Origin of the sequence: Myroides sp. NP-2 (assembly GCF_014145665.1) — a bacterium.
Classification (GTDB): Bacteria; Bacteroidota; Bacteroidia; order Flavobacteriales; family Flavobacteriaceae; genus Flavobacterium.
In genome coordinates, this window is the sequence record NZ_JACHTD010000006.1 from 22,033 (window position 1) to 46,318 (window position 24,286).

Here is a 24,286-nt window from a genome sequence, read left to right on the forward strand (position 1 = left end):
ATTAGAATTTTAATCCAGCTTCTCTAGCGCCGTCTGCTAATGATTTAACACGTCCGTGGTATAAATAACCGTTTCTATCAAAAGATACAGTTTCGATACCTGCTTTTAAAGCTTTCTCTGCGATTAGTTTTCCAACCGATGCAGCAGTTTCAACATTGGTTCCTCTTGTTATCCCAGCTTCTCTTGACGATGCTGACACTAAAGTTACTCCATTTACGTCATCTATGATTTGTGCATAGATCTCTTTATTACTTCTGAATACAGAAAGTCTTGTTCTTGCAGGAGTACCGCTAACAGTCTTTCTAATTCTGAACTTTATACGTTGTCTTCTTTCAGATTTTGTTAATGACATAGTCTTAATTTTTAAGCTGATTTACCTGCTTTTCTTCTTAATTCCTCACCTACAAACTTGATTCCTTTTCCTTTGTAAGGCTCTGGCTTACGGAAAGAGCGGATTTTTGCAGCTACTTGACCTACTAATTGTTTGTCGTAAGAAGTTAATTTTACTAAAGGATTTTTACCTTTTTCTGATATAGTTTCTACTACAACTTCAGGAGCGATATCCATCACGATATTGTGAGAGAAACCTAAAGCTAAGTCTAACTTTTGTCCTTGATTAGAAGCACGATATCCTACCCCTACAAATTCTAAAGTTATTGTAAATCCTTCAGAAACACCAGTAATCATATTGTTGATTAAGCTACGATATAATCCGTGTTTTGCTCTTTCATCTTTTGCGTCAGATGATCTTTCAACAATAACTTGATTATCTTCTACTTTAACACTAACTGTATCGAATTTCTGAGTAAGCTCTCCTAATTTACCTTTAACAACAATAACGCCTTCTTGAACATCAACTGTTACACCAGCAGGAATTGCTATCGGACTTTTTCCTATTCTTGACATTTCTTAGTCTTTTTAAATTAGTATACGTAACAAACTACTTCTCCACCAACATTAAGTTGTTTTGCTTGTTTCCCTGTCATCAATCCTTTTGATGTAGAAACGATTGCAATTCCCAAACCATTTAAGATTCTAGGAAGGTCAGTTGCAGAAGCGTATTTACGCAAACCTGGTTTACTAATTCTTTGGATATCTCTAATCACAGACTCTTTTGTGTCTTTATCATATTTCAAAGCTATTTTGATGGTACCTTGAACTGTACTGTCATCAAATTTGTAGCTTAAGATATATCCTTGATCGAATAAAATTTTCGTGATTTCTTTTTTGAAGTTAGATGCTGGGATCTCTACCACTTTGTGGTTTGCACGCACAGCATTTCTAATTCTTGTAAGGAAATCTGCTATTGGATCTGTATACATTGTTTTTACCTTTAAATCTTAATTACCAACTTGCCTTTTTAACTCCTGGTATCAACCCTTGGTTAGCCATCTCACGGAAAGTAACACGAGAAATACCGAATTGACGCATATACCCTCTAGGTCTTCCAGTTAATTTACATCTGTTGTGTAAACGCACAGGAGAAGCATTTTTAGGTAATTTTTGTAACCCTTCGTAGTCACCTGCTTCCAAAAGAGCTTTTCTTTTATCCGCATATTTAGCTACTAATGCTTGTCTTTTAACCTCACGGGCTTTCATTGATTCTTTAGCCATAACTCTAATTCTTTTTAAAAGGTAATCCTAATTCAGCTAGTAAAGATTTTGCTTCTTTATCTGTATTAGCAGATGTTACAAAAGTAATATCGAAACCAGCGATTTTGTTTACTTTATCAATATTGATTTCAGGGAAAATAATTTGCTCAGTTACACCTAAGTTATAATTTCCTCTACCGTCAAATCCTTCAGATTTAATACCAGAGAAATCTCTTACTCGTGGTAAAGCCGAAGTAACTAAACGATCCAAGAATTCATACATTCTTTCTCCACGTAAAGTAACTTTAGCTCCAATTGGCATTCCTTTTCTCAATTTGAAAGAAGCAACGTCTTTCTTAGAAATAGTAGCTACAGCTTTTTGTCCTGTAATTTTAGTTAATTCTTCTACTGCGTAGTCAACTAACTTTTTATCAGATACAGCTGCACCAACACCACGGCTAACAACAATTTTCTCAAGTTTAGGAACTTGCATAATGTTCTTGTATCCAAACTCCTCTTTAAGAGCAGAGATTACTCTGCTTTTATATTCTTCTTTAAGTCTTGGTATATAAGCCATAACTATAATACTTGATTTGATTTTTTAGAAACTCTTACATTTTTTCCATTTTCATTCTTCTGGATAGCTACTTTCGTAGTATCGTTAGTTTTAGGATCAACGATCGCTAAATTAGAAATATGGATAGGAGCCTCTTTCTTAACAATTCCACCTTGAGGGTTAGTAGCGCTAGGCTTAACATGCTTTGAAATGATGTTTACCCCCTCAACAATAGCTTTGTTTTTTTCGCGTAATACACGTACGATTTTTCCTTCAGATCCTTTGTGATCACCAGCGATAACACGTACAGTATCTCCTGTTTTTATCTTTAGCTTAATCATGTTTAGAACGATTTACAACACCTCAGGTGCTAATGATACAATTTTCATGAATTGTTTTTCACGAAGTTCTCTTGCTACTGGTCCAAAAACACGAGTTCCTTTCATTTCACCTGCAGCATTTAATAATACACAAGCGTTATCATCGAATCTAATGTATGATCCATCAGCTCTTCTAACCTCTTTTTTAGTGCGAACAACTACAGCAGTAGAAACTGTACCTTTCTTAACGCTTCCATTTGGAGTTGCGTCTTTGATACTTACTACAATTTTATCTCCTACTGAAGCGTAACGACGCTTTGTTCCACCTAATACACGGATTGTCAAAACTTCTTTTGCTCCCGTGTTATCTGCTACTTTAAGTCTAGATTCTTGTTGTACCATAATTATTTCGCTCTTTCAATGATTTCAACTAATCTCCAACATTTTGATTTAGATAATGGACGTGTCTCCATAATTCTAACTGTATCACCAATGTTGCAGTCGTTTGTTTCGTCGTGTGCCACATACTTTTTAGTTTGCTTCACGAACTTTCCATATAATGGGTGTTTTACCTTTTTTACTTCAGAAACAACAATAGATTTCTCCATTTTGTTGCTAGTAACAACACCTATTCTTTCTTTTCTTTCTTTTCTATTTTCCATCTTTCAGCAGAATACAATTATTGTAACTCTCTTTTGCTTAGCTCTGTGTTCACTCTTGCAATTGTTCTTCTCACCTTTCTGATTTGAAGTGGATTCTCGATTGGAGAAATTGCATGAGTCGCTTTTAAGCTATTTAATGCGTTAGTCAATTCTTTTAATTGCTCTTGTAAATCAGCTACAGATAGGTTTACTATTTCAGATTGTTTCATGATAAATTTCTATTATGCTTCGAAATCTCTAGCAATTATAAATTTTGTTTTCACAGGAAGTTTTTGAGCAGCTAAGCGTAAAGCTTCTTTCGCTACAGATAGTGGCACGCCACCAACCTCAAACATTATTTTTCCTGGTTTTACCACAGCAACCCAGTATTCCACTGCACCTTTACCTTTACCCATACGCACTTCAAGAGGCTTCTTAGTGATTGGCTTGTCTGGGAAAATCTTGATCCACAATTGTCCTTCACGTTTCATGAAACGAGTTGCAGCGATACGCGCAGCCTCGATTTGACGAGAAGTGATAAATGCTGAATCTAAAGATTTAATTCCGAACATACCATTTGAAAGTTCATGCCCTCTTTGGGAAATCCCTTTCATCTTACCTTTCTGTACCTTACGGTATTTTGTTCTTTTAGGCTGTAACATTTTTCTTCAGTTTAAAAATTACTTTCTTTTGCGTTGGTTAGGTCTACCTTTACTAGATCCTGCTGATTTAGATTGTTTTTTATCCATACCAGCTAACGGAGAAAGATCTCTTTTACCGTAAACTTCACCTTTCATGATCCACACTTTAATTCCCATTCTACCGTAAGTAGTATGAGCTTCAGCAAGTGCATAATCGATGTCTGCTCTGAAAGTAGATAATGGAATTCTTCCTTCTTTGAATGATTCTGAACGAGCCATTTCAGCACCGTTCAAACGACCAGAAATCATTACTTTGATTCCTTCAGCATTCATTCTCATCGCAGCACCAATAGCCATACGGATTGCTCTACGGTAAGAAATTCTGTTTTCGATTTGACGCGCGATACTAGCAGCCACTAAAAACGCATCAAGTTCAGGTCTCTTAATTTCAAAGATATTGATTTGAACTTCCTTATCAGTAATCTTTTTCAATTCCTCTTTCAACTTGTCTACTTCTTGTCCACCTTTCCCGATAATGATACCAGGTCTAGCAGTAGTAATAGTAACGGTTACAAGTTTCAAAGTTCTCTCGATGATTACTTTAGATACACTAGCTTTTGATAAACGAGCATGGATATACTTTCTGATTTTGTGATCTTCAGCGATTTTGTCACCGTAATCATTTCCACCATACCAGTTTGAGTCCCATCCTCTAATAATACCAAGGCGATTCCCGATCGGATTAGTTTTTTGTCCCATACTGTTTATTAATTGCTTTGTGTGTTATTATTAGATCCTAATACAACTGTAACGTGATTAGAACGCTTTCTTATTCTGTGTGCTCTTCCTTGAGGTGCAGGACGAAGTCTTTTCAACATCATTCCTCCATCTACTCTAATTTCTTTTACAAAAAGTCCAGCTTCTTCCATGTTTTCTTCGCTGTTTTTTGCTTGCCAGTTTGCGATTGCAGATAAAAGCAATTTCTCTAAATTACGAGAAGCGTGCTTTGAACTGAATTTCAATATATTTAGAGCTTTTTCTACTTTCTGTCCTCTTACTAAATCCGCTACTAAGCGCATTTTTCTTGGAGAAGTAGGGCAATTGTTTAGCTTAGCAAAAGCAACTTGCTTATTAGCTTCTTTCGTTTGCTCAGCTCTTTCTCTTTTACGAACTCCCATAGCTTCTTATTATTTTTTACCTTTATTCTTTGCACCAGCGTGACCTCTAAACGATCTTGTTGGTGAAAATTCCCCTAATTTATGTCCAACCATGTTCTCTGTTACATATACAGGAACAAATTGACGACCATTATGTACTGCGATTGTCTGTCCAACGAAATCTGGAGTAATCATAGAAGCTCTTGACCATGTTTTGATCACAGCTTTATTTCCAGACTCTACATTTTTAAGAACTTTCTTCTCTAATTTAAAGTGAACATAAGGTCCTTTTTTTAACGAACGTGCCATGTCTTACTCTTTTATTTCTTTCTACGTTCAACGATATACTTGTTACTCGACTTAACTTTAGAACGAGTTCTATAACCTTTAGCAGGCATCCCGTTTCTTGAACGTGGATGTCCTCCAGAAGAACGACCTTCTCCACCTCCCATTGGGTGATCTACCGGGTTCATAGCTACAGCTCTAGTTCTTGGTCTTCTACCTAACCATCTTGATCTACCTGCTTTACCAGAAACGATTAATTGGTGATCGTGGTTCGATACAGCTCCAATCGTAGCCATACAAGTTAACAAAATCAAACGCACTTCTCCAGAAGGCATTTTAATTGTTGCATACTTACCATCTCTTGCTACTAATTGTGCGAAAGTACCAGCTGAACGAGCAATTACTGCTCCTTGACCAGGACGTAATTCAATACAAGAAATAACAGTTCCTAAAGGAATTTTACTTAAAGGCATTGCATTCCCTACTTCAGGTGATGCATCTGGTCCAGAAACTACAGTTTGTCCAACTTTCAGACCAGCTTGAGCGATAACGTATGTCTTAGCTCCATCCGCATAAGCAAGTAATGAAATAAATGCTGAACGGTTTGGATCATACTCGATTGTCTTAACAATTGCAGGAACTCCTTCTTTTGCTCTTTTGAAATCGATGATACGATATCTTTGTTTATGACCACCACCTGTGTAGCGCATGGTCATTTTTCCTTGACTATTTCTACCTCCAGATTTTTTTTTCGGTGCTAGTAAACTACGCTCCGGCTTATCAGTTGTTATAGCGTCAAAACTATTTACAACTCTAAAACGCTGACCTGGGGTAATAGGTTTTAATTTTCTAACTGACATTATTTATTAGATATTTGAATAAAAGTCTATATTATCTCCTTCTTTCAATTCAACTATTGCTTTTTTGAAAGCATTAGTTTTAGCGTTAATCATACCGCTTTTTGTATACTTAACAGAACGCTTAGCACCATAGTTCATAGTATTCACGTTAACAACACTAACACCATAAGTAGCTTCTACCGCTTTTTTGATCTCAATTTTGTTTGCTTTTCTATCAACTACGAAACCATAACGACCAAAAACTTCGCCGTCTTTTGTTACTTTTTCTGTAATTATAGGCTTAATTAAAACACTCATGTTCCTATTATTTGCTTAAATTTTCAACAATTCCAGCCACAGATCCCTCTGTCAAGACTAAGCTTCCCGCATTTAAAATAGCGTAAGTACTTAATTCTGAGTTAGTTACAACAGCAGCCTTCTCTAAATTGCGTGATGACAAATATACATTTTTATTTGATTCACCCAACACAAATAGAGATTTTTTATTTTCTAACCCTAAAGCTTTCAATACACTAATGAAATTCTTAGTACTTGGAGCTTCGAAGTTGAAGTTTTCTAAAACGATTAAGTTCTCTTCGCGAACCTTAATTGAAAACGCCGATTTTCTTGCCAAGCGTTTTAAGTTCTTATTCAATTTGAAAGAGTAGTTTCTTGGTCTTGGTCCGAAGATTCTTCCTCCTCCTCTGAATACTGGTGACTTGATGCTACCTGCTCTCGCCGTTCCAGTTCCTTTTTGTTTTTTAATCTTGCGTGTACTTCCTGCAATCTCAGCTCTTTCTTTTGCTTTGTGCGTACCTTGTCTTTGATTTGCTAAATATTGTTTAACATCAAGATATACTGCATGATTGTTTGGCTCAATACCGAATACTGAATCTAAAAGTTCAACTTTTCTACCAGTATCTTTCCCTGTAATATCTAAAACTTTTACTTCCATTACTTCTGAATGATTACATAAGAGTTTTTGTGTCCTGGAATAGCTCCTTTAACCACAAGTAAGTTCTTTTCAGCAACTACTTTTAAAACTCTTAGATTTTGTACTGTTACATTTTCTCCTCCAGTTCTTCCTGCCATGCGCATTCCTTTGAATACTCGAGATGGATAAGAAGAAGCTCCCACAGAACCTGGTGCTCTTAAACGATTTTTTTGACCGTGAGTAACTTGACCTACTCCACCAAATCCATGACGTTTAACAACTCCTTGGAAACCTTTTCCTTTAGATACACCTTGAACGTCTACATACTCTCCTTCTATGAACAAATCAACTGTGATAACATCACCTAATTTGTGCTCTCCTTCGAATTCTTTGATCTCAACGACTTTTCTTTTAGCAGATGTTCCCGCTTTTTTAAAGTGACCTAACTCAGCTTTAGTAGCGTGTTTATCTGTCTTGTCATCGAAACCAAGTTGTAACGCTTCATACCCGTCAACCTCATTGGTTCTGACTTGGGTAACGACACATGGACCAACTTCGATTACTGTACATGGAATGTTTTTTCCATTTTCGTCGAAAATACTAGTCATGCCGATTTTTTTACCAATTAACCCAGACATAAATATTTAATTAAATTATTTAAACTTATTTAAAAGAATTAAGCATTAGAGCCTTGACAGCTCTAATACTCAATCCCTACTCTTTATTTTTTATTTGAAATTGCGTTGAATGATCACACTTTAATCTCAACTTCTACACCGCTTGGTAACTCTAATTTCATTAAAGCATCAATTGTTTTAGAAGAAGATGAATAAATATCTAACAATCTTTTGTATGAACTAACTTCAAATTGTTCTCTTGCTTTTTTGTTTACGTGTGGTGAACGTAAAACAGTAAAGATTTTTTTATGAGTTGGTAACGGAATTGGACCTGTTACTACTGCACCTGTACTTTTTACAGTTTTTACGATTTTCTCCGCTGATTTATCAACCAACATATGATCGTAAGATTTTAATTTTATTCTGATTTTTTGACTCATTTTCTCGAAAATTAAGCGTTTCCTTTTGCTTTAGTGATTACAGCTTCTGAAATGTTTGATGGTGTTTCAGCGTAGTGAGAGAACTCCATTGTAGAAGTAGCTCTACCTGATGATAATGTTCTCAATGTAGTTACATATCCGAACATTTCTGATAATGGCACAGAAGCTTTAACCACTTTTGCTCCATTTCTATCATCCATGCTGTTGATTTGTCCACGACGACGGTTCAAATCCCCAACGATATCACCCATGTTTTCTTCAGGAGTCAATACCTCTAACTTCATGATAGGCTCAAGAATTACAGCACCAGCAGCTTTAGCAGCCGCTTTGTAACCCATTTTCGCTGCTAATTCGAACGATAAAGCATCCGAGTCAACCGCGTGGTAAGAACCATCTGTTAAAGTTACTTTCATCGAATCCATTTCGAAACCTGCTAAAGGCCCTTGTTTCATCGCTTCTTTGAATCCTTTTTCTACAGAAGGAATATATTCTTTTGGTACGTTTCCTCCTTTTACCTCATTTACGAATTGTAATCCAACGAATGGTTTTCCATCCACGTCGTCAGCAGGTCCAATTGTAAACACGATATCCGCGAATTTACCACGTCCACCTGATTGTTTTTTGTAAGACTCTCTGTGGTTTGCAACACGAGTAAGCGTTTCTTTGTACTCAACTTGAGGCTCCCCTTGGTTCACTTCAACTTTGAATTCACGTCTCATACGGTCGATTAATACATCTAAGTGCAACTCTCCCATACCAGAGATTACTGTTTGTCCAGAAGCTTTATCTGTTTTCACAGTAAACGTAGGATCCTCTTCAGATAATTTAGCTAAAGCAGTACCCATTTTATCCATATCCGCTTTTGTTTTTGGTTCAATAGCGATACCGATAACTGGATCAGGGAAATCCATACTTTCTAATACGATAGGATGTTTTTCATCACATAATGTATCCCCTGTTTTGATATCTTTAAATCCAACAGCAGCTCCAATATCTCCAGCCTCAATATATTCGATTGGATTTTGTTTGTTTGCGTGCATTTGGTAGATACGAGAAATACGCTCTTTGTTTCCTGAACGTGTGTTCAATACGTAAGAACCAGCATCTAAGTGTCCTGAATAAGCTCTAAAGAAAGCTAAACGTCCTACGAAAGGATCTGTAGCGATTTTAAATGCTAATGCAGCAAACGGCTCAGCAACTGATGGTTTACGAACAACTGGCTCTTCAGTATCAGGATTTGTTCCTTCGATAGCTTCCTTATCCATTGGAGAAGGTAAGTAACGACAAACAGCATCCAACATAAACTGAACCCCTTTGTTTTTGAAAGATGAACCACAAGACATTGGGATGATGCTCATATCTAATGTAGCAGCACGTAATGCTCTATGGATTTCGTCCTCAGTGATTGAGTTCTCATCTTCCATATATTTTTCAAGTAGATTCTCGTCATAAGCCGCGATCTCCTCGATTAATTGACCTCTGTATTGTTTAACATCGTCAACCATATCTGCAGGAATCTCAACTACGTCAAAAGTAGAACCATGATTTTCATCATGCCATACGATTGCGCGGTTTTTCACTAAGTCAACGATACCTTTGAAATCTGCTTCATCACCAATTGGTAATACGATTGGCACAGCGTTTGATTTCAACATATCTTTAACTTGCTGACATACTGCTAAGAAGTTAGCTCCTTGACGGTCCATTTTATTAACGAACCCCATACGAGGAACTTTATAGTTATCAGCTAATCTCCAGTTAGTTTCAGATTGTGGCTCAACACCATCAACTGCACTAAATAAGAATACTAATCCATCTAATACACGTAAAGAACGGTTCACCTCTACTGTAAAGTCAACGTGACCCGGAGTATCAATAATATTGAAGTGGTACTCCATAGACTCAGCTATCTTCTCACCTTGTTTAGTTGGGAAATTCCAAGTACAAGTAGTCGCTGCTGAAGTAATAGTAATACCTCTTTCCGCCTCTTGCTCCATCCAGTCCATTGTAGAAGATCCTTCGTGAGTCTCTCCCATTTTGTGGTTTTTACCTGTGTAGAACAAAATACGTTCTGTAGTAGTTGTTTTACCAGCATCGATGTGAGCAGCGATACCAATATTTCTTGTATATTTTAAATCTCTTGCCATTGTATAAGTTTTCTGTAGGGATTAAAATCTAAAGTGAGAGAACGCTTTATTAGCCTCAGCCATTTTGTGCGTATCCATTCTCTTTTTAACTGCAGCACCTTCTTCTTTAGCAGCAGCTAAAATTTCAGAAGCTAATCTTGCAGCCATAGATTTCTCATTTCTTCTTCTCGCATACAAAATCATCCATTTCATTGCCATAGAAATTTTTCTATCTGGACGAATTTGCATAGGAATTTGGAATGTAGCCCCTCCAACACGACGAGAGCGAACTTCTACGTGTGGCATAACGTTAGTTAACGCCTCTTTCCAAATTTCTAATGAAGTTTTCTCCTCATCTTGTTTCTTCTCTTCAACGATTGCTAAAGCATCATAAAATACTTTAAAAGCCGTAGACTTCTTACCATCCCACATTAAGTTATTCACAAAACGCGTCACTAATTGATCATTAAATTTCGGATCTGGTAAAAGAGGTCTCTTTTTCGCCTGTCTTTTTCTCATGTCTTTTTCTTAAACGTTTAAACGATTATTTTTTGTCTTTAGGGCGTTTTGCACCATATTTAGATCTTCTTTGTGTTCTACCGTTTACTCCAGCAGTATCCAAAGCTCCACGTACGATGTGGTATCTAACACCTGGCAAATCTTTTACCCTTCCTCCTCTAACTAATACTATCGAGTGCTCTTGTAAATTGTGTCCTTCTCCTGGGATGTAAGCGTTTACTTCATTACCATTTGTCAAACGTACCCTTGCAACTTTACGCATTGCAGAGTTAGGTTTTTTAGGTGTAGTAGTATAAACACGCGTACAAACTCCTCTTCTTTGAGGACAAGAATCCAAAGCAACCGATTTACTCTTCTTAGTTAATTGGGTTCTCCCTGTTCTTACTAATTGTTGAATTGTTGGCATAATGTTTATTAATAATTTCTACAATATATTATTCCCCACTATATACGGGGTTGCAAATGTAGAAAGTTTTTTTCTTTTATCAAAAGACAATCTATTAATTTTCAAGTAATTTATTTATTTTATTCTTTAAGTCTCAGCTTCTTACTTTTTTTATTTTACTTTACACCTAAATATATAGTCAAGGTGCCTAAGTTAATTCTCTCTCTTTTTTTGTGTTGCTTGCTAGGATTTACTAGCTATGGACAAGATGTGCTATTGACCCTTGAAATAACAGCTACCCAAGAAAAAGAGCGCGAATTGCTACACGCCTTGGCGTATGAAAAAAAACATTCGGATTTACAATCTGTCAATCAAGCAGTTGCTCAAATTGATCAACTGTTACAACAAAAAGGATATCTTTCCTTCACTAAAAAGAAGGAACAACAAGATCTTCACATTACTTATCACTATACACTAGGTGATCCTATTCGCCAAGTGATCCTATCGAACAATCTACTCTCTGCTTCGATTCAACAACAACTCAATTTTACGCGAGACAGTCTTGTTCTCGATTTTGAAGCGTTGTCTCCTCACTTACAACAATACACCAAACAATTGGATCAGCATGGCTTGGGAATGTCAACCTTACAGTTACTCAATCACAACATAAGCAACGCTATTTTATACTGTGATTTAAAAATTGACCTTACCAACAGTCGCCAACTGGATCAGATCGCCATAAAAAGCACCACCAAGGTTCCTGAACACATTATTCGACAGGTGACCAAGCGCTACCTCAACAAACCATATAGTGACCAACTTGTCTCTGCCCTTTCACAAACCGTGAGTGAGCTCGACTTTTTGAAGTCCTATAAAACACCAGAAACCTTGTTTACGGATGATGCAACTACCTTATATCTATATGTAGACAAAGCCAACACCAATTCTTTTGATGGTTTTATGGGGTTTAGCACAGATGAAGAGGACAAATTCACCATGGCAGGCTATCTTGATTTAGCACTACACAATGTACTAAACAAAGGTGAGTCCATCGCCTTGTACTGGCGCAGTGATGCAAACAAACAAACGCAATTTGACTTCAAAACCTCTTTTGTATACCTTTTTAATACTCCTTTGAATGTAAGCGGTCAGCTCAATATTCAAAAACAAGATACGATTTACCAAAACACTAAACTTGGTCTACAACTGGGCTATGCCATCCGATACAACCAAAACCTCAAGTTGGGCTATCAAAGCACCTCTTCTACTACCAACAGTGTATTACCTTCGATGGAAAATTTTGACAGCACCTTTTTTACGCTAAACTATACATTAACAAAAAAACGAGCGAATCTTCCTCTATTTCCTATCAATTATACTTTAGATGCATTGGTTGGCACAGGAAACCGAACAACAGAGGATTCTAAGCAAGCACAATACATCGTACAAGTTCACGCCAATAAGAATATTGAGCTAGCTCCCAAGCATTACTTTTATATCAATTGGACCTATTACGCGTTGTTCAGCAAAGACTATCTGATTAACGAATTATATCGCTTTGGTGGAAGTCAGTCCTTACGCGGATTTCAGGAAAACAGTTTACTGGCCAATCAGCTGAATTTAATTAATACGGAATATCGCTTTTTAGTACATCCCAGCCTGTACTTGCACACGCTTTTTGATTATGCCATTCAAACCTATAAACCCTTGGAACAAAAGAACACCTTATATAGTATAGGTATGGGACTAGGTTTTATAACAGCCTCGAGTTACTTTAATCTATCTTTTGCCAACGGCAAACAACCGGGTATTCCATTTTCTTTTGACAATACAACCATTCACATCGGCTTCAAAACGTTGTTCTAATTTTATCTTTTAAGTTGGCTACTACCATTGCAACATCGGAAGACAAAAGTTTAGCGCTACTGCAAAAAACATCTAACGCATAATAAAAATATAACTACCTTTGCGCCATGGATCAGGAGAATCAAATTTTTGGTATTCGCGCGATAATCGAAGCCATTGAAGCAGGTAAAGATATAGATAAGGTATTCTTACAAAAGGATGCACAAGGTGAATTAATGAATGAGTTAATCAAAACACTAAAGAGAAACAACATTAACTTCTCTTATGTGCCAATTGAAAAGCTCAATCGCTTGACAAAGAAAAATCACCAAGGAGCTATTGGTAGCATTGCACCTATTACATTTATCTCATTAGAGGAGTTGGTTGAAACTACCTTAGAGAAGAAAGAGAAGCCTCTTTTTGTTGTGTTAGACCAATTATCTGATGCGCGTAATTTTGGCGCAATCATCCGCACGGCAGTTTGTTGTGGGGCAGACGGAATTATTATTTCTAAAAATGGTGCTGCTCCTGTAAATGGGGATACCATCAAAACTTCTGCTGGTGCTGTTTTCAATATTCCTATTTGTAAGGTAGACCACATCAAAGATGCTGTTTTCTATTTGCAAGGTTCTGGCGTATTAACGTTAGGTGCTACTGAAAAAGCAGAAAAGGAGATCTACGATGTTGACCTCAACGTTCCAATGGCTATCATTATGGGTAGCGAAGATAGAGGAATCAATCCTTCCGTTTTAAAGATCATTGATGAAAAAGCAAAACTACCTATGTTCAGCACCATCGATTCGTTAAACGTATCGGTTGCATGTGGCGCTTTTCTATACGAAATCATTAGACAGAGACGATAGTTGGATAGGCAAATATCCAAACGAAGGAAAGGTAGATCGAAATACCAAAACAACTAGGAATTAGTTGACTCTATTTAAAAGTAGAAGCGTACGCTTTCAACAATAAAAAAGGAAAGGATTGCCATGGCAATCCTTTCCTTTTTTAGTTGAGCTAATTTTCACTCGCAAAATAAGTGCTGCTATCCCCATTTTCCTTTATGTCACTTCTCTTATATAGTATAGGCAATGTTTTTCGATAGGGATTTTTCAAAGCTTCAGCTTGGCGTACTTCTTTGGGGATGATCACAAAATTGCCCTCCGCATCAAAGCACTGCATAAAGGGATCGTTGCTTTCATTATAATCGGGTGACTGCCATTCGTATTTGTATACCTTCTCTGCATATACAGGTGATTTTAATACGAAAGACAACAGCATACCCGTGATAAATCCACTGAGGTGACCTTCCCAAGAAATACCTTCTTCAATATCGGGAAACACGTACCAAATCATACTGCCGTAAAGCATCACAATCAGAAGAGACAATGCGACTAAGCGGAAATACTTGGTTTGTATTCCCTTGAAGAACATATAGCTCACCAGCACATAAATCAATCCACTTGCTCCAATGTGATAGCTTTCTCTTGCGATCAACCAAGTACCTAATCCGGATAAAAGGATTCCCCATCCCAAGATTTGCCACACTTGTTTTTTGTAAAAGAATTGAACGAGCAACAGCAAGACAAATAGGGCGACGGAATTGTTGTAAATATGTTTGAGTCCTCCGTGAATAAAAGGGCTGAAAATGATCCCCCTCAATCCTTTTAGAGTGCGAGGATATACTCCATATTGGTACAATTGTAAGTAGTCTTTCCAATCCAACCAATACACCGTCCAAATCAACATTAGAAATAAGACGGGCAGTATGATTAAATCGGCAGTGATGACAAGTTGTTTCTCTTTCATTTGATCCTGTTGAATGCTAGGTAAAACATAAAGATATAAAATAGTGTTTCAATTCAGCTAGATAAAGCAAAGAGAATGTATACAATTTTAAACGACTTCTTTTTATATGAGATTATAGATTGTATTTTTGTATTTCTCAAAATCACAATGTCATGGATGCACCATTAGCAGAACGAGTACGACCGCAGACCTTAGCTGACTATGTCAGTCAAGCACACTTAGTGGGGGAAAAAGGAATCTTAACAAAGCAATTGCAAACGGGTTTTATTCCTTCTTTGCTTTTTTGGGGACCTCCAGGCACGGGCAAAACGACATTGGCTGAAATCTTAGCTAAAGAGAGTCAACGTCCTTTTTACGTTTTGAGTGCGATCAACTCGGGGGTAAAAGACGTCCGTGAGGTGATTGACAAAGCGAAATCGAATCACGGTTTATTTACGGCTCGCAATCCGATTTTGTTTATAGACGAGATTCATCGCTTTAGCAAATCCCAACAAGATTCGCTTTTAGCGGCGGTTGAACGCGGCTGGATAACTTTAATTGGCGCAACAACAGAAAACCCTAGTTTTGAAGTTATTCCTGCCTTGCTTTCGCGCTGTCAGGTTTATACGTTAAACGCTTTTACCAAAGAGGATTTACGCGCACTGCTAGACCGCGCTATCGCTAAGGATTCTTTTCTAAAATCCAAACGCATCGACCTACAGGAAACCGAAGCACTTTTTCGTGTATCGGGAGGAGATGGACGAAAGCTCCTCAACACCTTTGAACTGATTGTCAATGCAACAACGGGTGATGATATAGTGGTCACCAATGACTATGTAATGCAAATTGTTCAGAAAAATACGGTTCTTTATGACAAAACGGGAGAACAGCATTACGACATTGTCTCAGCATTCATTAAATCCATCCGTGGCAGTGACCCCAATGGGGCTGTATATTGGTTGGCCCGTATGATTGAAGGAGGGGAAGATGTAAAATTTATTGCAAGGCGATTAGTTATTGCAGCTTCTGAAGATATTGGAAACGCTAACCCGACGGCTCTAATCATGGCCACTTCTACCTTTCAGGCTGTATCTGTTATTGGCTATCCGGAGAGTCGAATTCTCTTGAGCCAATGTGCGATTTACTTAGCCACGTCTCCAAAGAGCAACTCGACCTATATGGCCATTGGTCAGGCGCAACAAATGGTAAAGCAAACGGGCGATTTATCGGTTCCCATTCACTTGCGCAATGCGCCGACCAAACTCATGAAGGAATTGGGTTATGGAGAAGAGTATAAATACTCCCACGACTATCCGAATAATTTTGTCGATCAGGAATTTCTTCCTGCAGAACTTACTGGCACAGTCTTCTATGAGCCTGGACAAAACAGCCGTGAAAATAGCACGCGTGAGTTCTTAAAAAACAGATGGCAATTCAAATACAACTACTAATACAAAAGCCTGCTCTACAGCAGGCTTTTTATATCTAATAAGGTATTGACTTGTGGCAAAGTTAAGGGAACTGGTTTGCGGTGTTCGTTGTAATAGATAACATCCATTCCCACATTTTGCGCTCCTTCGATATCTGCCAATAGATTGTCTCCAATCATAACTGTGTCTTCCACTCCTACTTTAGCTAATTGCAAGGCATAGGCAAAGATTTTGGCGTCTGGCTTTTTTACACCCGCTAGTTCAGAATTGGTTACCGTTTGAAAGAAACCATCAATTCCCGAGTTCTTGATCTTACGCGCCTGAACTTGATCAAATCCATTGGTGATAATATGTAACCTATACTTCTCGTGGAGGTACTCTAGGATTTCAACTGCACCATCGAATAGGTAATTGTGGTTGGGAAGATAATGCAAGTACTTATCTCCCACTTCCAGCATGCGTTCTGTCGATGTGGTATACTCCAACAACTCAAAGGTATCTCGGATTCTACCAATGCGCAATTCCGCTTGAGATACTTGATTAAGACTATAGCGATCCCAATAATTTGCATTAATATCGACATAATGCTCTAAGAACGCTTCAATAGTAAAGGGCAATTTCATTTCGTCTAGCACTTGCTCGAAAGCTAAAGCAGAATTCTTTTCAAAATCCCACAAAGTATGATCAAGGTCAAAAAATATATCCGTTTTATGTTCAAACTTTTTTAAATACATCCGTTTTATTTCTTAGTATGAGTACAAAAATACGCATTTTGAAAAAAAAGGGACACCTTATAAGGTACCATGATCTGCAAAACTATAATAATCATATTCGGTAATGATGAAATGATCTAAAATAGAGATATCCATAATCTTACCTGCTTCTTTAATTTTCTTGGTGATTTGGAAATCCGCTTCACTAGGTTTGAGTTTTCCTGAGGGATGATTATGAACGAGAATAACGGCTGTTGCTTGTTTTTCTATGGCTAGTTTAAACAGTATTCTCAAATCCACAATTGTTCCTGTGACACCTCCTTTACTGATGTTTACTGTATCAATGCATTGGTGACTGATGAAGGGATTCTCTTTATTGGCGACAACAGCACGAACGCGATTGGCGTTGTTTAAAAATATGACCCAGAACTCCTCATGGGTTAGTTCTCCTAGTTTGGGTTGCATCAATTCAAATACATCTTGACTACAACTAATTTTATTTTGATTCACGGCATCTGCCCTTCGTCTACGTTGCCCAAGTTCTAGCGCGGCAACGATTGCAATTGCTTTGGCTTGACCGATACCTTTAAACTGTTGCAAGTTCGAGACGGATTGTTTAGCCAATTCGGACAGGCTGGTATCAAAGTTCGCTAAAATCCGTCGACTGAGGTCAATTGCGCTTTCGTTTTTATTTCCCGAACCGATTAAAATGGCAAGCAACTCCGCATCACTAAGGGAGTTTTTTCCTTTGAGGAGGAGCTTTTCTCTTGGGCGATCATCTTCTGCCCAGCTGGAAATAGGTTTTCTGATGGCTGACATTATCTTGCGGTTTTTACTCTTTCAACCTCTACAAAAAGCAGTCCTAAAAAACGAAAAGAAACCTCAACTATTCGTTTATTCAATATTCTCTATAAAAAAATCCTTTCGTTGAAAGGATTTTTTTTTTTTTATATTGTTTGAACGTAGGCATTCAAATCTAACCCGCCATAATCTCCAGAACTCATAAATAACAATACGCTATTTTTTAATTCCAGTGTTTTGATAAATGCTTTAAAGTCTTCCGCATTGGTATAGGTTGTCAAAGATGGTAAGGCGAAGGCCTCTTGCATTTGAGTTGCAGGAATCTCTGGCATGCGTTTGATTTTTAAAGCTTCTAAGGAATAGAAAACTACAGCTTGATCTGCAGGGTCTAAACTACCTTTGTATTCAGTTAAGAAATCAGCATTCAAGCTGCTATAGGTATGCAATTCTAAACAAGCTACTAGCTTTTTGTCTGGGTATTGTTCGCGAACTGCCTTCATTGTTGCTTTTACTTTACTTGGCGAATGTGCAAAATCCTTATAGACCACTGTAGTATTGCTGTCATACAATTTTTCTAAACGTTTAGAAGCGCCTTTAAAACTGGTAATAGCATCATAGAAATCATCTTCGTCAATTCCCATATTCTGACATACCCATTTAGCACCACTGATGTTATTGATGTTGTGCTGACCAAACACCTCTAAGGGCATCGGTCCTTCGGAAGTCACTAAATAAGCAACTCCATCAACAATCTCATTTTCTAGGGTTGTATACGGGATTTTGCGAATTGGATTGCTACTTTCTTCAGCTATTTGTTTGACGATTTCATCTTCTTCGTTGTAAATTAGAATGCCGCCATTGGTAATTTTATCAATAAAAATGCGGAACTGATCCACATAGTTCTCCATCGTTGGAAACACGTTAATATGGTCCCAAGCAATACCGCTCAAGAGAGCGATATTGGGTTCATATAGATGAAATTTCGGACGTCGATCAATAGGAGAAGAAAGATATTCATCGCCTTCAATGAGGATGAAATCATTTTCATTAGTTAGGTTCACCATACGATCAAATCCCTCCAGCTGTGCTCCTACTAAATAATCCACTTCGACGCCATGGTAATTTAACACGTGCAACACCATCGAAGTAATGGTCGTTTTTCCGTGAGAACCTCCAATGACTACACGGGTTTTATTCTTGGCATGTTCATAAATAAACTCGGGATAGGAATAGATTTTCAGGCCTAACTCTTTAGCTTTGATCAACTCGGGGTTATCTTCTTTGGCATGCATACCCAAAATCACAGCGTCAATTGCCGGTGTAATTTTTTCTGGATACCAACCTTCTGTTTCGGGAAGTAGTCCTTGCTTGGCTAATCTCGTTTTAGAGGGTTCAAAAATAGCATCGTCACTTCCTGTAACAACATCTCCTTTTGCATGTAAGGCTAAGGCAAGATTGTGCATGGCACTTCCCCCTATTGCGATAAAATGTACGCGCATTATATATCTTTTTTACGTCGATTCTTATTGGAGGATAAAATTACAATTTTATTACTAAAAAAACAGAATACATTTTCGAATGCCGGTACAAAATCTGTCTTCCTTTCAGTAATTTACAAGTAGCCTCTAGTCGTAGTTGTTGCTATATACCTATCCATCTCGTTGGTATTTCTGCTGTCTTCTTATACCTAGGTGTTCACAATTTTGGTGCAAATTTGCTTTTCACTAAAGAATTGAGACAAAATATATCGTATTTTTGCTAAAATTTATATAAAAATCACCCTATGAACAATTACAATCCACCACCAGTACCGCCACAAAAAAGTGAGAGCAACACGCAAGTATTGGGTATTTTAGCTCTTGTAGCAGGGATCATTGCTTTACCTTCTTCTTTTATTCCGTGTTTTGGACTTATAGCGCTTATTGTTTCAGTTGTCGCCATTGTATTGGGGATCTTAACTATCTCCAGTGCTAAGAAACACAACGAAGCAAAAGGGTTAGGAATAGCTGGGCTTGTGCTTGGAGGCATCAGTTTTATTATTATACTCGCTTGGGGAGCATTCTTTGCTACTGCTGCCAATGCTGTAATTAATGATCTCAACGACATACAGAATGAGATTGAAAGCCTTAATCAAGACGATTATACCCCTTATTACGAGGAGGAATATAACGAAGCAGAAGATTCACTTCAAGGGCAAGGTGAGGTATACTATTTAGACGAGCAAGTAGCAGAATAAGGGTGAACAACTATAAGATAATTAACTGTATTTTTTTTGTTTTAATGCTCTGTCTATGGGGGTATATTTTCTGGCTTACTACAGCTACCTCAACCGCTTTCAGTATTCGTTCTTCTTGTGAGGGACTCCCTGAAACCTTATGTAGAAGCAGAGGCCTAACACGAGATTTTATGGCGTTAATACAAGGAAAAAAAGACTTAATCAACCCTTATAGCTATTCGATTTTTCTCTTTTTTATTTATGTAAGTATAAGTAGGGGACTATTAGTTCTGCTTCCTATATCTTATTATAAAAAGGGACTATTATATGTCGATCTCCCCTTGTTATCTATTTTCTTTTTATACGCATTTATCCCCTTATTGGGAATTATTTAAAAAACATACAAGAGGCTGTCCAAAAGGCCTAAAAACAAAACCCCTTCTTTTTTAGACGGGGTTTTTTCATTGTCTATCCCGATTGTGCGGATTTTTACTCCTGAGGTAAAAATAGTTGTTTCAATCTATAGAACAAGCTCAACAAAATACAAAGCAACGGATATTCATAGTGCCTATTTCATCCCCCTAACAACAGTTAGACGGATAGATGAAGGCCCAGGGAACAAATCTGCACCATCGGACAAAGAGCTTTGTATTTACATGAATTTAGACGAAAAAGAAGGGGTAGTTTCTTGCAGTAAAACGGAAAGAGGTTGGATTTTGTTCGAGTCTTGTTCGAGTCTTGTTCGAGTCAGCTTCGGTAAATCGGGGTTTATCCCAAGTAAATACGCATGTCTATCGAAGAAGACCCGAACAAGAGTAAAACCAAACAACACAAACAACTAAATAACAGCTTTTTGCATTGTTTGGTTGTGCTCTTGTTTTGCAAATAATGGAAAAACAAGGAAGGGAGTATTGCAGGTTAATTTTGAATGATGTAGGTGTGTAGCTTGTGAATAACAAAGTACGATTGTTAAAAATAGTAATCAGGACGAGACAGTACAGCACAAAAAAACCCCATCTAAAATTAGATGGGGTTCTATGTTGTTAGGCTTTTCAGAAAGCCTATATTGATGTGTTCAGTTATTTTACAACATTCATTTCATCCACAATGTGTTTTGCATCAGCAAATTTGTCGATGATGAATAGTACATAACGGATATCCACGTTGATTGTGCGTTGTAATTCTGGATCATAGATTACGTCTCCAGCCATTGCTTCAATGTTACCATCAAAAGCCAAACCAATCAACTCTCCTTTTCCATTCAATACAGGTGAACCTGAGTTACCTCCTGTAATATCGTGGTTTGTTAAGAAGTTTACAGGTAAGTGACTTTGTTTATCAGCATACACTCCGTAATCTTTTGCATTATACAAGTCGATTAATTTTTGTGGAACGTCAAACTCTTCATCTCCAGGAATGTGTTTTGCCACAGTCCCTTTTAGCGTAGTGTACCAGTTTTCTTTTGCATCATTTACTTTTTCTCCTCTTGGCAAGTCTTTTACTGTACCATAAGTTAGGCGTAAAGTAGAGTTTGCATCTGGATAGTATTTTCCTTCTGGGTTACTTTTTCTAACACCGTCAACGAACAAGCGATAAGCTTTTTGGTATTTGTCTTCTAATAGAGCTAACTCGTCACTTTTTGCGCGGTATTGTTCCATAATTGCAACCGAAAGTTTCAATAGTGGATCGTTTGCAATAGTTGTATTTGTTGGGTTCGCTAAGAAAGCTTCAATTTTCGATTTGTTTACAAAAACACTTTTTTCAAAAGCTTCGTTTACGAATTTTTGGAAATCACCGTTATACTCTTTTTGGATTTGAGCGATATAAGGCGCGATTGCATAACCCTCCGATTTTGTAGCATACAATTCTAATTGTTTCGCCAACATTTCTTTTTCTAAAGCCTCGTTTTGTCCTTCATAGATATCCTCTATATAAGCGATAAAATCATCATGCATTTCAGCTCTTTTCTTATCATCACCAGCAGCATAAGCTTCTAATCCACCTGACAAGCGGTATGGTGTAGCAGCTAAAGCTGAAGTACGCAATAAGGTCATCAAGTAATTATCGTGACGTGCTTTTGTATTAGTTGCTTTATAGAAAGCGTTGATATCAGCGATTACGTTACCGTATTTTGCTTTATTTTCTTTTTTATTTGCCCATTTTTGGAACTCGTTTTCTGCTTTGGTTTTTGTTGCAACCGTTTGGTGTTGATTTAATGCATCAATCATCCCTTGTCTGTTTTTCCAGTAGTTTGCAACACCTGCATATTTAGAGGCATAGTTCAGACGCACAGCGTCATCTTGTCCCATGTATTTTTTCATTACGTCCATTCCCAATCTTGAACCTTCAACCCAAGCTGGATAAGCGTATTTAATATTTTGTTCAACTCCTTGTGCAGGCATCCAACGGTTTGTTCTACCTGGGTATCCCAAAATCATAGAGAAGTCACCTTCTTTGATTCCCGCAATCGAAACAGGTAATACGTGTTTTGGTTTCATTGGAACGTTATCAGCAGCATATTCAGCAGGGTTTCCCTTTGCATCTGTATATACGCGGAACAAAGAAAAATCTCCTGTGTGGCGTGGCCATTCCCAGTTGTCAGTATCTCCACCGAATTTACCAATGCTATTTGGTGGGGTACCTACTAAACGAACGTCGTTAAAGTCTTCATAAACGAAGTAGTAAAACTCATTACCTTGAAAGAATGACTTTACAGATACAGTATATCTACCATCACCGTCGTTTTCTTTTTGAATTTTAGCAATCTCTTGGTTGATTGCTTTTTCTCTATCAGCTTCAGACATTTTATCATTTACCACGCTCAAGATACGTTTTGTAACGTCATCCATGCGCACGAAGAAACGTACAGATAATCCTTTTGCAGGGCGTTCTGCTGCTTTGTCTTTAGCCCAAAATCCATTGGTTAAAATATCATCTTCTGGTGTTGATAAGCTCGCTATCTTATCGTATCCGCAGTGGTGGTTAGTTAAAACTAATCCTTGATCTGAAATGATCTCAGCTGTACATCCACCATCAAACTGAACAATTGCATCTTTCAGCGAGTGGTTATTGATGCTGTAAATTTCTTCAGCTGTAAGCTGTAATCCCATTTTTTCCATATCGCGTTGGTTCAAACGCTCAAGGAACATTAAAAACCACATTCCCTCGTCTGCCTTAACTTTGATCGGCGCTACAAGTAAAAAAGCGGTCAGTAATAGAACGATTTTTTTCATAATTATATTAGTATGTTACTTAGTTGTGCGAAGATAGTTTAATAAACAAAATAATTAATCCTTATCCTCATCAATTTTATTGTTATTTGTCTTGGGATGAATGTTTTTCCCTTCGTGTTCTTTGGGGTTATCGAAACCATATCGGTCTTTCAATTCGTCAATTACGGAGCGATTCCACAATTTTATTCCGGTCATATAAGCAGTTCTAGCGATTAAGAATGCGGCGACTGGGGAAGTGATGAACAAGAAAAACACAATGGCAAATACTTTGGTCGTAATTGAAAACTCGGAGAAGTGAATTGCCGCTGCCCCTAGAATACAACCGATCCCCAGGGTTGCTGCTTTAATGGTGATGGAAAGTCGGGTATAGAAATCGGGCATTCGAAAAATACCGATGGAGGCAATTAGGATAAAAATAGCACCTAATGTACTCAATATCATGATTAGTATATCAGTCATCTCTTTCTCTTTTATCAAGGTAAAACGAAAAGGCTACTGTACTCAAGAAGGCGATCAGCGCCATAATCACAGCAACATCTAAAAATATAGGGTTATTGGCGATCAAACTAAACAGTCCAATAAATCCAACACCTACGGTTATCAGTAAATCAATAGCCACTACACGATCAACTACAGCAGGTCCTTTTAAGAATCTAATAAAGATCAGAATCAAGGACAGGCAGATGATGGGCATCACTACGTATATCAAATAAGTTTCTACTGTCATCGTAAAATAGCTAAGAGTTTCATTTCTGTTCTTTCTTTCATGCGTTGGATAAATTTATCTTTATCTTTCAAATACATGGTATGAATAAAGATATGGCTTTTATCATCAGCAATATCGATTACCATGGTTCCTGGAGTTAGGGCAATAATATTGGCTAACATGGTAATTTCAAAATCTGTTTTTGCATCGATTTCGTATTTTATAATTCCTGGGGTGGTGTGGTAATTGGGTGTGATCACATCAATTGCCACTTGTAAGTTGGCTTGCAACATATCCACGAAGAAATAGAAGGCAAAAACAATAATTTTGGGTACGCGATAAAAGTATTCTTTATCGGCCTTATTGGAGGAGGTTTTGGTCAACATCCAGAGGATAAAAAACCCAGCTACACCTCCAAAAAAGAAATTGGCATAATTTAGCTGTCCGGTTAGGGCCACCCAAACAAACGTCAACAGGATATTAAGTAAAAAGTATTTTAGCATGT

33 protein-coding genes are annotated in these 24,286 nt (G+C 37.5%); 4 read left to right on the top strand and 29 right to left on the bottom strand.

Annotated features, from left to right (window positions below):
- Position 1: 1 nt before the first annotated feature.
- From rplR to rpsL, 21 genes are all read right to left on the bottom strand, one after another.
- Positions 2-352 carry a 50S ribosomal protein L18 gene (rplR, locus tag H4K35_RS07340; RefSeq protein ID WP_060874045.1) on the bottom strand — a complete coding sequence of 117 codons (351 nt, stop codon included), beginning with the start codon at positions 350-352 and terminating at the stop codon, positions 2-4.
- Between the two features lie 11 nt (positions 353-363).
- Positions 364-906 carry a 50S ribosomal protein L6 gene (rplF, locus tag H4K35_RS07345; RefSeq protein ID WP_182626736.1) on the bottom strand — a complete coding sequence of 181 codons (543 nt, stop codon included), beginning with the start codon at positions 904-906 and terminating at the stop codon, positions 364-366.
- 17 nt (positions 907-923) lie between these two features.
- The gene (gene rpsH / locus H4K35_RS07350) at positions 924-1,322 is read right to left on the bottom strand and encodes a 30S ribosomal protein S8 (protein ID WP_002987500.1); all 399 of its coding nucleotides are present in this window, start codon (positions 1,320-1,322) and stop codon (positions 924-926) included.
- 22 nt (positions 1,323-1,344) lie between these two features.
- Positions 1,345-1,614 (bottom strand): 30S ribosomal protein S14, encoded by a 270-nt coding sequence (rpsN, locus tag H4K35_RS07355; RefSeq protein WP_002987503.1) that lies wholly within the window; start codon positions 1,612-1,614, stop codon positions 1,345-1,347.
- 4 nt (positions 1,615-1,618) lie between these two features.
- A complete protein-coding gene (gene rplE / locus H4K35_RS07360; RefSeq protein WP_182626737.1) occupies positions 1,619-2,170 on the bottom strand; it encodes a 50S ribosomal protein L5 in 552 nt (183 codons plus the stop codon).
- 2 nt (positions 2,171-2,172) lie between these two features.
- Positions 2,173-2,490: a 50S ribosomal protein L24 gene (gene rplX, locus H4K35_RS07365; protein WP_182626738.1), complete on the bottom strand. Its 318-nt coding sequence runs from the start codon at positions 2,488-2,490 to the stop codon at positions 2,173-2,175.
- A 12-nt stretch (positions 2,491-2,502) separates the two neighbouring features.
- Positions 2,503-2,871 carry a 50S ribosomal protein L14 gene (gene rplN / locus H4K35_RS07370; RefSeq protein WP_002987507.1) on the bottom strand — a complete coding sequence of 123 codons (369 nt, stop codon included), beginning with the start codon at positions 2,869-2,871 and terminating at the stop codon, positions 2,503-2,505.
- 2 nt (positions 2,872-2,873) lie between these two features.
- The gene (rpsQ, locus tag H4K35_RS07375) at positions 2,874-3,131 is read right to left on the bottom strand and encodes a 30S ribosomal protein S17 (protein WP_182626739.1); all 258 of its coding nucleotides are present in this window, start codon (positions 3,129-3,131) and stop codon (positions 2,874-2,876) included.
- 17 nt (positions 3,132-3,148) lie between these two features.
- Positions 3,149-3,340, bottom strand: a complete 192-nt coding sequence (rpmC, locus tag H4K35_RS07380) for a 50S ribosomal protein L29 (RefSeq protein ID WP_002987509.1) — start codon at positions 3,338-3,340, stop codon at positions 3,149-3,151.
- Between the two features lie 12 nt (positions 3,341-3,352).
- Positions 3,353-3,772 carry a 50S ribosomal protein L16 gene (gene rplP, locus H4K35_RS07385; RefSeq protein ID WP_002987510.1) on the bottom strand — a complete coding sequence of 140 codons (420 nt, stop codon included), beginning with the start codon at positions 3,770-3,772 and terminating at the stop codon, positions 3,353-3,355.
- Positions 3,773-3,790: 18 nt separating this feature from the next.
- Positions 3,791-4,510: a 30S ribosomal protein S3 gene (gene rpsC / locus H4K35_RS07390; RefSeq protein ID WP_182626740.1), complete on the bottom strand. Its 720-nt coding sequence runs from the start codon at positions 4,508-4,510 to the stop codon at positions 3,791-3,793.
- A gap of 8 nt (positions 4,511-4,518) precedes the next feature.
- Complete coding sequence (gene rplV, locus H4K35_RS07395) at positions 4,519-4,929, bottom strand: 50S ribosomal protein L22 (RefSeq protein ID WP_182626741.1); 411 nt, start codon at positions 4,927-4,929, stop codon at positions 4,519-4,521.
- Between the two features lie 9 nt (positions 4,930-4,938).
- Positions 4,939-5,217, bottom strand: a complete 279-nt coding sequence (gene rpsS / locus H4K35_RS07400; protein ID WP_002987514.1) for a 30S ribosomal protein S19 — start codon at positions 5,215-5,217, stop codon at positions 4,939-4,941.
- Positions 5,218-5,228: 11 nt separating this feature from the next.
- Positions 5,229-6,053: a 50S ribosomal protein L2 gene (gene rplB, locus H4K35_RS07405; protein ID WP_182626742.1), complete on the bottom strand. Its 825-nt coding sequence runs from the start codon at positions 6,051-6,053 to the stop codon at positions 5,229-5,231.
- A gap of 6 nt (positions 6,054-6,059) precedes the next feature.
- On the bottom strand, positions 6,060-6,350 hold the full coding sequence (gene rplW, locus H4K35_RS07410; protein WP_158962477.1) for a 50S ribosomal protein L23: 291 nt from the start codon (positions 6,348-6,350) through the stop codon (positions 6,060-6,062).
- Between the two features lie 7 nt (positions 6,351-6,357).
- Positions 6,358-6,987, bottom strand: a complete 630-nt coding sequence (gene rplD / locus H4K35_RS07415; protein ID WP_182626743.1) for a 50S ribosomal protein L4 — start codon at positions 6,985-6,987, stop codon at positions 6,358-6,360.
- A complete protein-coding gene (gene rplC / locus H4K35_RS07420) occupies positions 6,987-7,604 on the bottom strand; it encodes a 50S ribosomal protein L3 (RefSeq protein WP_182626744.1) in 618 nt (205 codons plus the stop codon). The genes rplD and rplC overlap by 1 nt, the downstream gene beginning before the upstream one ends.
- A 113-nt stretch (positions 7,605-7,717) precedes the next feature.
- A complete protein-coding gene (rpsJ, locus tag H4K35_RS07425) occupies positions 7,718-8,023 on the bottom strand; it encodes a 30S ribosomal protein S10 (RefSeq protein WP_026710316.1) in 306 nt (101 codons plus the stop codon).
- Positions 8,024-8,034: 11 nt separating this feature from the next.
- A complete protein-coding gene (fusA, locus tag H4K35_RS07430; protein WP_182626745.1) occupies positions 8,035-10,170 on the bottom strand; it encodes an elongation factor G in 2,136 nt (711 codons plus the stop codon).
- A gap of 21 nt (positions 10,171-10,191) precedes the next feature.
- On the bottom strand, positions 10,192-10,668 hold the full coding sequence (rpsG, locus tag H4K35_RS07435) for a 30S ribosomal protein S7 (protein ID WP_002987522.1): 477 nt from the start codon (positions 10,666-10,668) through the stop codon (positions 10,192-10,194).
- A 25-nt stretch (positions 10,669-10,693) separates the two neighbouring features.
- A complete protein-coding gene (rpsL, locus tag H4K35_RS07440; RefSeq protein WP_002987523.1) occupies positions 10,694-11,074 on the bottom strand; it encodes a 30S ribosomal protein S12 in 381 nt (126 codons plus the stop codon).
- 183 nt (positions 11,075-11,257) lie between these two features.
- Here rpsL and H4K35_RS07445 point away from each other — a divergent pair, with 183 nt between their 5' ends.
- Positions 11,258-12,919: a BamA/TamA family outer membrane protein gene (locus H4K35_RS07445; protein WP_182626746.1), complete on the top strand. Its 1,662-nt coding sequence runs from the start codon at positions 11,258-11,260 to the stop codon at positions 12,917-12,919.
- Between the two features lie 107 nt (positions 12,920-13,026).
- Positions 13,027-13,761 (top strand): 23S rRNA (guanosine(2251)-2'-O)-methyltransferase RlmB, encoded by a 735-nt coding sequence (gene rlmB / locus H4K35_RS07450; RefSeq protein WP_182626747.1) that lies wholly within the window; start codon positions 13,027-13,029, stop codon positions 13,759-13,761.
- 151 nt (positions 13,762-13,912) lie between these two features.
- On the opposite strand, the gene H4K35_RS07455 is transcribed toward rlmB, so the two are convergent.
- Positions 13,913-14,704: a rhomboid family intramembrane serine protease gene (locus tag H4K35_RS07455; protein ID WP_182626748.1), complete on the bottom strand. Its 792-nt coding sequence runs from the start codon at positions 14,702-14,704 to the stop codon at positions 13,913-13,915.
- Between the two features lie 152 nt (positions 14,705-14,856).
- Here H4K35_RS07455 and H4K35_RS07460 point away from each other — a divergent pair, with 152 nt between their 5' ends.
- Positions 14,857-16,134, top strand: coding sequence for a replication-associated recombination protein A (locus H4K35_RS07460; protein ID WP_182626749.1), 1,278 nt, complete (start codon positions 14,857-14,859; stop codon positions 16,132-16,134).
- 14 nt (positions 16,135-16,148) lie between these two features.
- On the opposite strand, the gene H4K35_RS07465 is transcribed toward H4K35_RS07460, so the two are convergent.
- From H4K35_RS07465 to murC, 3 genes are all read right to left on the bottom strand, one after another.
- On the bottom strand, positions 16,149-16,847 hold the full coding sequence (locus tag H4K35_RS07465; RefSeq protein ID WP_182626750.1) for a YjjG family noncanonical pyrimidine nucleotidase: 699 nt from the start codon (positions 16,845-16,847) through the stop codon (positions 16,149-16,151).
- Positions 16,848-16,904: 57 nt separating this feature from the next.
- Complete coding sequence (locus tag H4K35_RS07470) at positions 16,905-17,645, bottom strand: RadC family protein (RefSeq protein WP_182626751.1); 741 nt, start codon at positions 17,643-17,645, stop codon at positions 16,905-16,907.
- A gap of 128 nt (positions 17,646-17,773) precedes the next feature.
- On the bottom strand, positions 17,774-19,126 hold the full coding sequence (murC, locus tag H4K35_RS07475) for a UDP-N-acetylmuramate--L-alanine ligase (RefSeq protein WP_182626752.1): 1,353 nt from the start codon (positions 19,124-19,126) through the stop codon (positions 17,774-17,776).
- A 284-nt stretch (positions 19,127-19,410) separates the two neighbouring features.
- Between murC and H4K35_RS07480 the strand changes: the two genes are divergently transcribed.
- Positions 19,411-19,863 carry a DUF4190 domain-containing protein gene (locus tag H4K35_RS07480; RefSeq protein ID WP_182626753.1) on the top strand — a complete coding sequence of 151 codons (453 nt, stop codon included), beginning with the start codon at positions 19,411-19,413 and terminating at the stop codon, positions 19,861-19,863.
- A gap of 1,058 nt (positions 19,864-20,921) precedes the next feature.
- Here the strand turns inward: H4K35_RS07480 and H4K35_RS07485 are convergent.
- The 4 genes from H4K35_RS07485 to H4K35_RS07500 are packed head-to-tail and all read right to left on the bottom strand — an operon-like array spanning position 20,922 to position 24,284.
- Positions 20,922-23,075 carry a S46 family peptidase gene (locus tag H4K35_RS07485; RefSeq protein ID WP_182626754.1) on the bottom strand — a complete coding sequence of 718 codons (2,154 nt, stop codon included), beginning with the start codon at positions 23,073-23,075 and terminating at the stop codon, positions 20,922-20,924.
- Between the two features lie 54 nt (positions 23,076-23,129).
- Entirely contained in the window at positions 23,130-23,534 is a 405-nt protein-coding gene (gene mnhG / locus H4K35_RS07490; protein ID WP_182626755.1) for a monovalent cation/H(+) antiporter subunit G, read from the bottom strand.
- Positions 23,527-23,802 (bottom strand): monovalent cation/H+ antiporter complex subunit F, encoded by a 276-nt coding sequence (locus tag H4K35_RS07495; protein ID WP_182626756.1) that lies wholly within the window; start codon positions 23,800-23,802, stop codon positions 23,527-23,529. The genes mnhG and H4K35_RS07495 overlap by 8 nt, the downstream gene beginning before the upstream one ends.
- Complete coding sequence (locus H4K35_RS07500; RefSeq protein ID WP_182626757.1) at positions 23,799-24,284, bottom strand: Na+/H+ antiporter subunit E; 486 nt, start codon at positions 24,282-24,284, stop codon at positions 23,799-23,801. The genes H4K35_RS07495 and H4K35_RS07500 overlap by 4 nt, the downstream gene beginning before the upstream one ends.
- Between the last annotated feature and the right edge of the window lie 2 nt (positions 24,285-24,286).

Coding starts and splice junctions, on each gene's coding strand:
- rplX (WP_182626738.1), bottom strand. CDS start 2,490: ATGATTAAGCTAAAGATAAAAACAGGAGATACTGTACGTGTTATCGCT.
- rplF (WP_182626736.1), bottom strand. CDS start 906: ATGTCAAGAATAGGAAAAAGTCCGATAGCAATTCCTGCTGGTGTAACA.
- rplW (WP_158962477.1), bottom strand. CDS start 6,350: ATGAGTGTTTTAATTAAGCCTATAATTACAGAAAAAGTAACAAAAGAC.
- rpsS (WP_002987514.1), bottom strand. CDS start 5,217: ATGGCACGTTCGTTAAAAAAAGGACCTTATGTTCACTTTAAATTAGAG.
- H4K35_RS07480 (WP_182626753.1), top strand. CDS start 19,411: ATGAACAATTACAATCCACCACCAGTACCGCCACAAAAAAGTGAGAGC.
- rplV (WP_182626741.1), bottom strand. CDS start 4,929: ATGGGAGTTCGTAAAAGAGAAAGAGCTGAGCAAACGAAAGAAGCTAAT.
- mnhG (WP_182626755.1), bottom strand. CDS start 23,534: ATGACTGATATACTAATCATGATATTGAGTACATTAGGTGCTATTTTT.
- murC (WP_182626752.1), bottom strand. CDS start 19,126: ATGCGCGTACATTTTATCGCAATAGGGGGAAGTGCCATGCACAATCTT.
- rplR (WP_060874045.1), bottom strand. CDS start 352: ATGTCATTAACAAAATCTGAAAGAAGACAACGTATAAAGTTCAGAATT.
- fusA (WP_182626745.1), bottom strand. CDS start 10,170: ATGGCAAGAGATTTAAAATATACAAGAAATATTGGTATCGCTGCTCAC.
- rpsC (WP_182626740.1), bottom strand. CDS start 4,510: ATGGGACAAAAAACTAATCCGATCGGGAATCGCCTTGGTATTATTAGA.
- H4K35_RS07465 (WP_182626750.1), bottom strand. CDS start 16,847: ATGTATTTAAAAAAGTTTGAACATAAAACGGATATATTTTTTGACCTT.
- H4K35_RS07460 (WP_182626749.1), top strand. CDS start 14,857: ATGGATGCACCATTAGCAGAACGAGTACGACCGCAGACCTTAGCTGAC.
- rpmC (WP_002987509.1), bottom strand. CDS start 3,340: ATGAAACAATCTGAAATAGTAAACCTATCTGTAGCTGATTTACAAGAG.
- rpsH (WP_002987500.1), bottom strand. CDS start 1,322: ATGTATACAGATCCAATAGCAGATTTCCTTACAAGAATTAGAAATGCT.
- rpsG (WP_002987522.1), bottom strand. CDS start 10,668: ATGAGAAAAAGACAGGCGAAAAAGAGACCTCTTTTACCAGATCCGAAA.
- H4K35_RS07455 (WP_182626748.1), bottom strand. CDS start 14,704: ATGAAAGAGAAACAACTTGTCATCACTGCCGATTTAATCATACTGCCC.
- rpsL (WP_002987523.1), bottom strand. CDS start 11,074: ATGCCAACAATTCAACAATTAGTAAGAACAGGGAGAACCCAATTAACT.
- H4K35_RS07485 (WP_182626754.1), bottom strand. CDS start 23,075: ATGAAAAAAATCGTTCTATTACTGACCGCTTTTTTACTTGTAGCGCCG.
- rplP (WP_002987510.1), bottom strand. CDS start 3,772: ATGTTACAGCCTAAAAGAACAAAATACCGTAAGGTACAGAAAGGTAAG.
- rplB (WP_182626742.1), bottom strand. CDS start 6,053: ATGTCAGTTAGAAAATTAAAACCTATTACCCCAGGTCAGCGTTTTAGA.
- H4K35_RS07500 (WP_182626757.1), bottom strand. CDS start 24,284: ATGCTAAAATACTTTTTACTTAATATCCTGTTGACGTTTGTTTGGGTG.
- H4K35_RS07495 (WP_182626756.1), bottom strand. CDS start 23,802: ATGACAGTAGAAACTTATTTGATATACGTAGTGATGCCCATCATCTGC.
- rplD (WP_182626743.1), bottom strand. CDS start 6,987: ATGGAAGTAAAAGTTTTAGATATTACAGGGAAAGATACTGGTAGAAAA.
- rpsN (WP_002987503.1), bottom strand. CDS start 1,614: ATGGCTAAAGAATCAATGAAAGCCCGTGAGGTTAAAAGACAAGCATTA.
- rplE (WP_182626737.1), bottom strand. CDS start 2,170: ATGGCTTATATACCAAGACTTAAAGAAGAATATAAAAGCAGAGTAATC.
- rpsQ (WP_182626739.1), bottom strand. CDS start 3,131: ATGGAAAATAGAAAAGAAAGAAAAGAAAGAATAGGTGTTGTTACTAGC.
- rpsJ (WP_026710316.1), bottom strand. CDS start 8,023: ATGAGTCAAAAAATCAGAATAAAATTAAAATCTTACGATCATATGTTG.
- H4K35_RS07470 (WP_182626751.1), bottom strand. CDS start 17,645: ATGTCAGCCATCAGAAAACCTATTTCCAGCTGGGCAGAAGATGATCGC.
- rplC (WP_182626744.1), bottom strand. CDS start 7,604: ATGTCTGGGTTAATTGGTAAAAAAATCGGCATGACTAGTATTTTCGAC.
- rplN (WP_002987507.1), bottom strand. CDS start 2,871: ATGGTACAACAAGAATCTAGACTTAAAGTAGCAGATAACACGGGAGCA.
- rlmB (WP_182626747.1), top strand. CDS start 13,027: ATGGATCAGGAGAATCAAATTTTTGGTATTCGCGCGATAATCGAAGCC.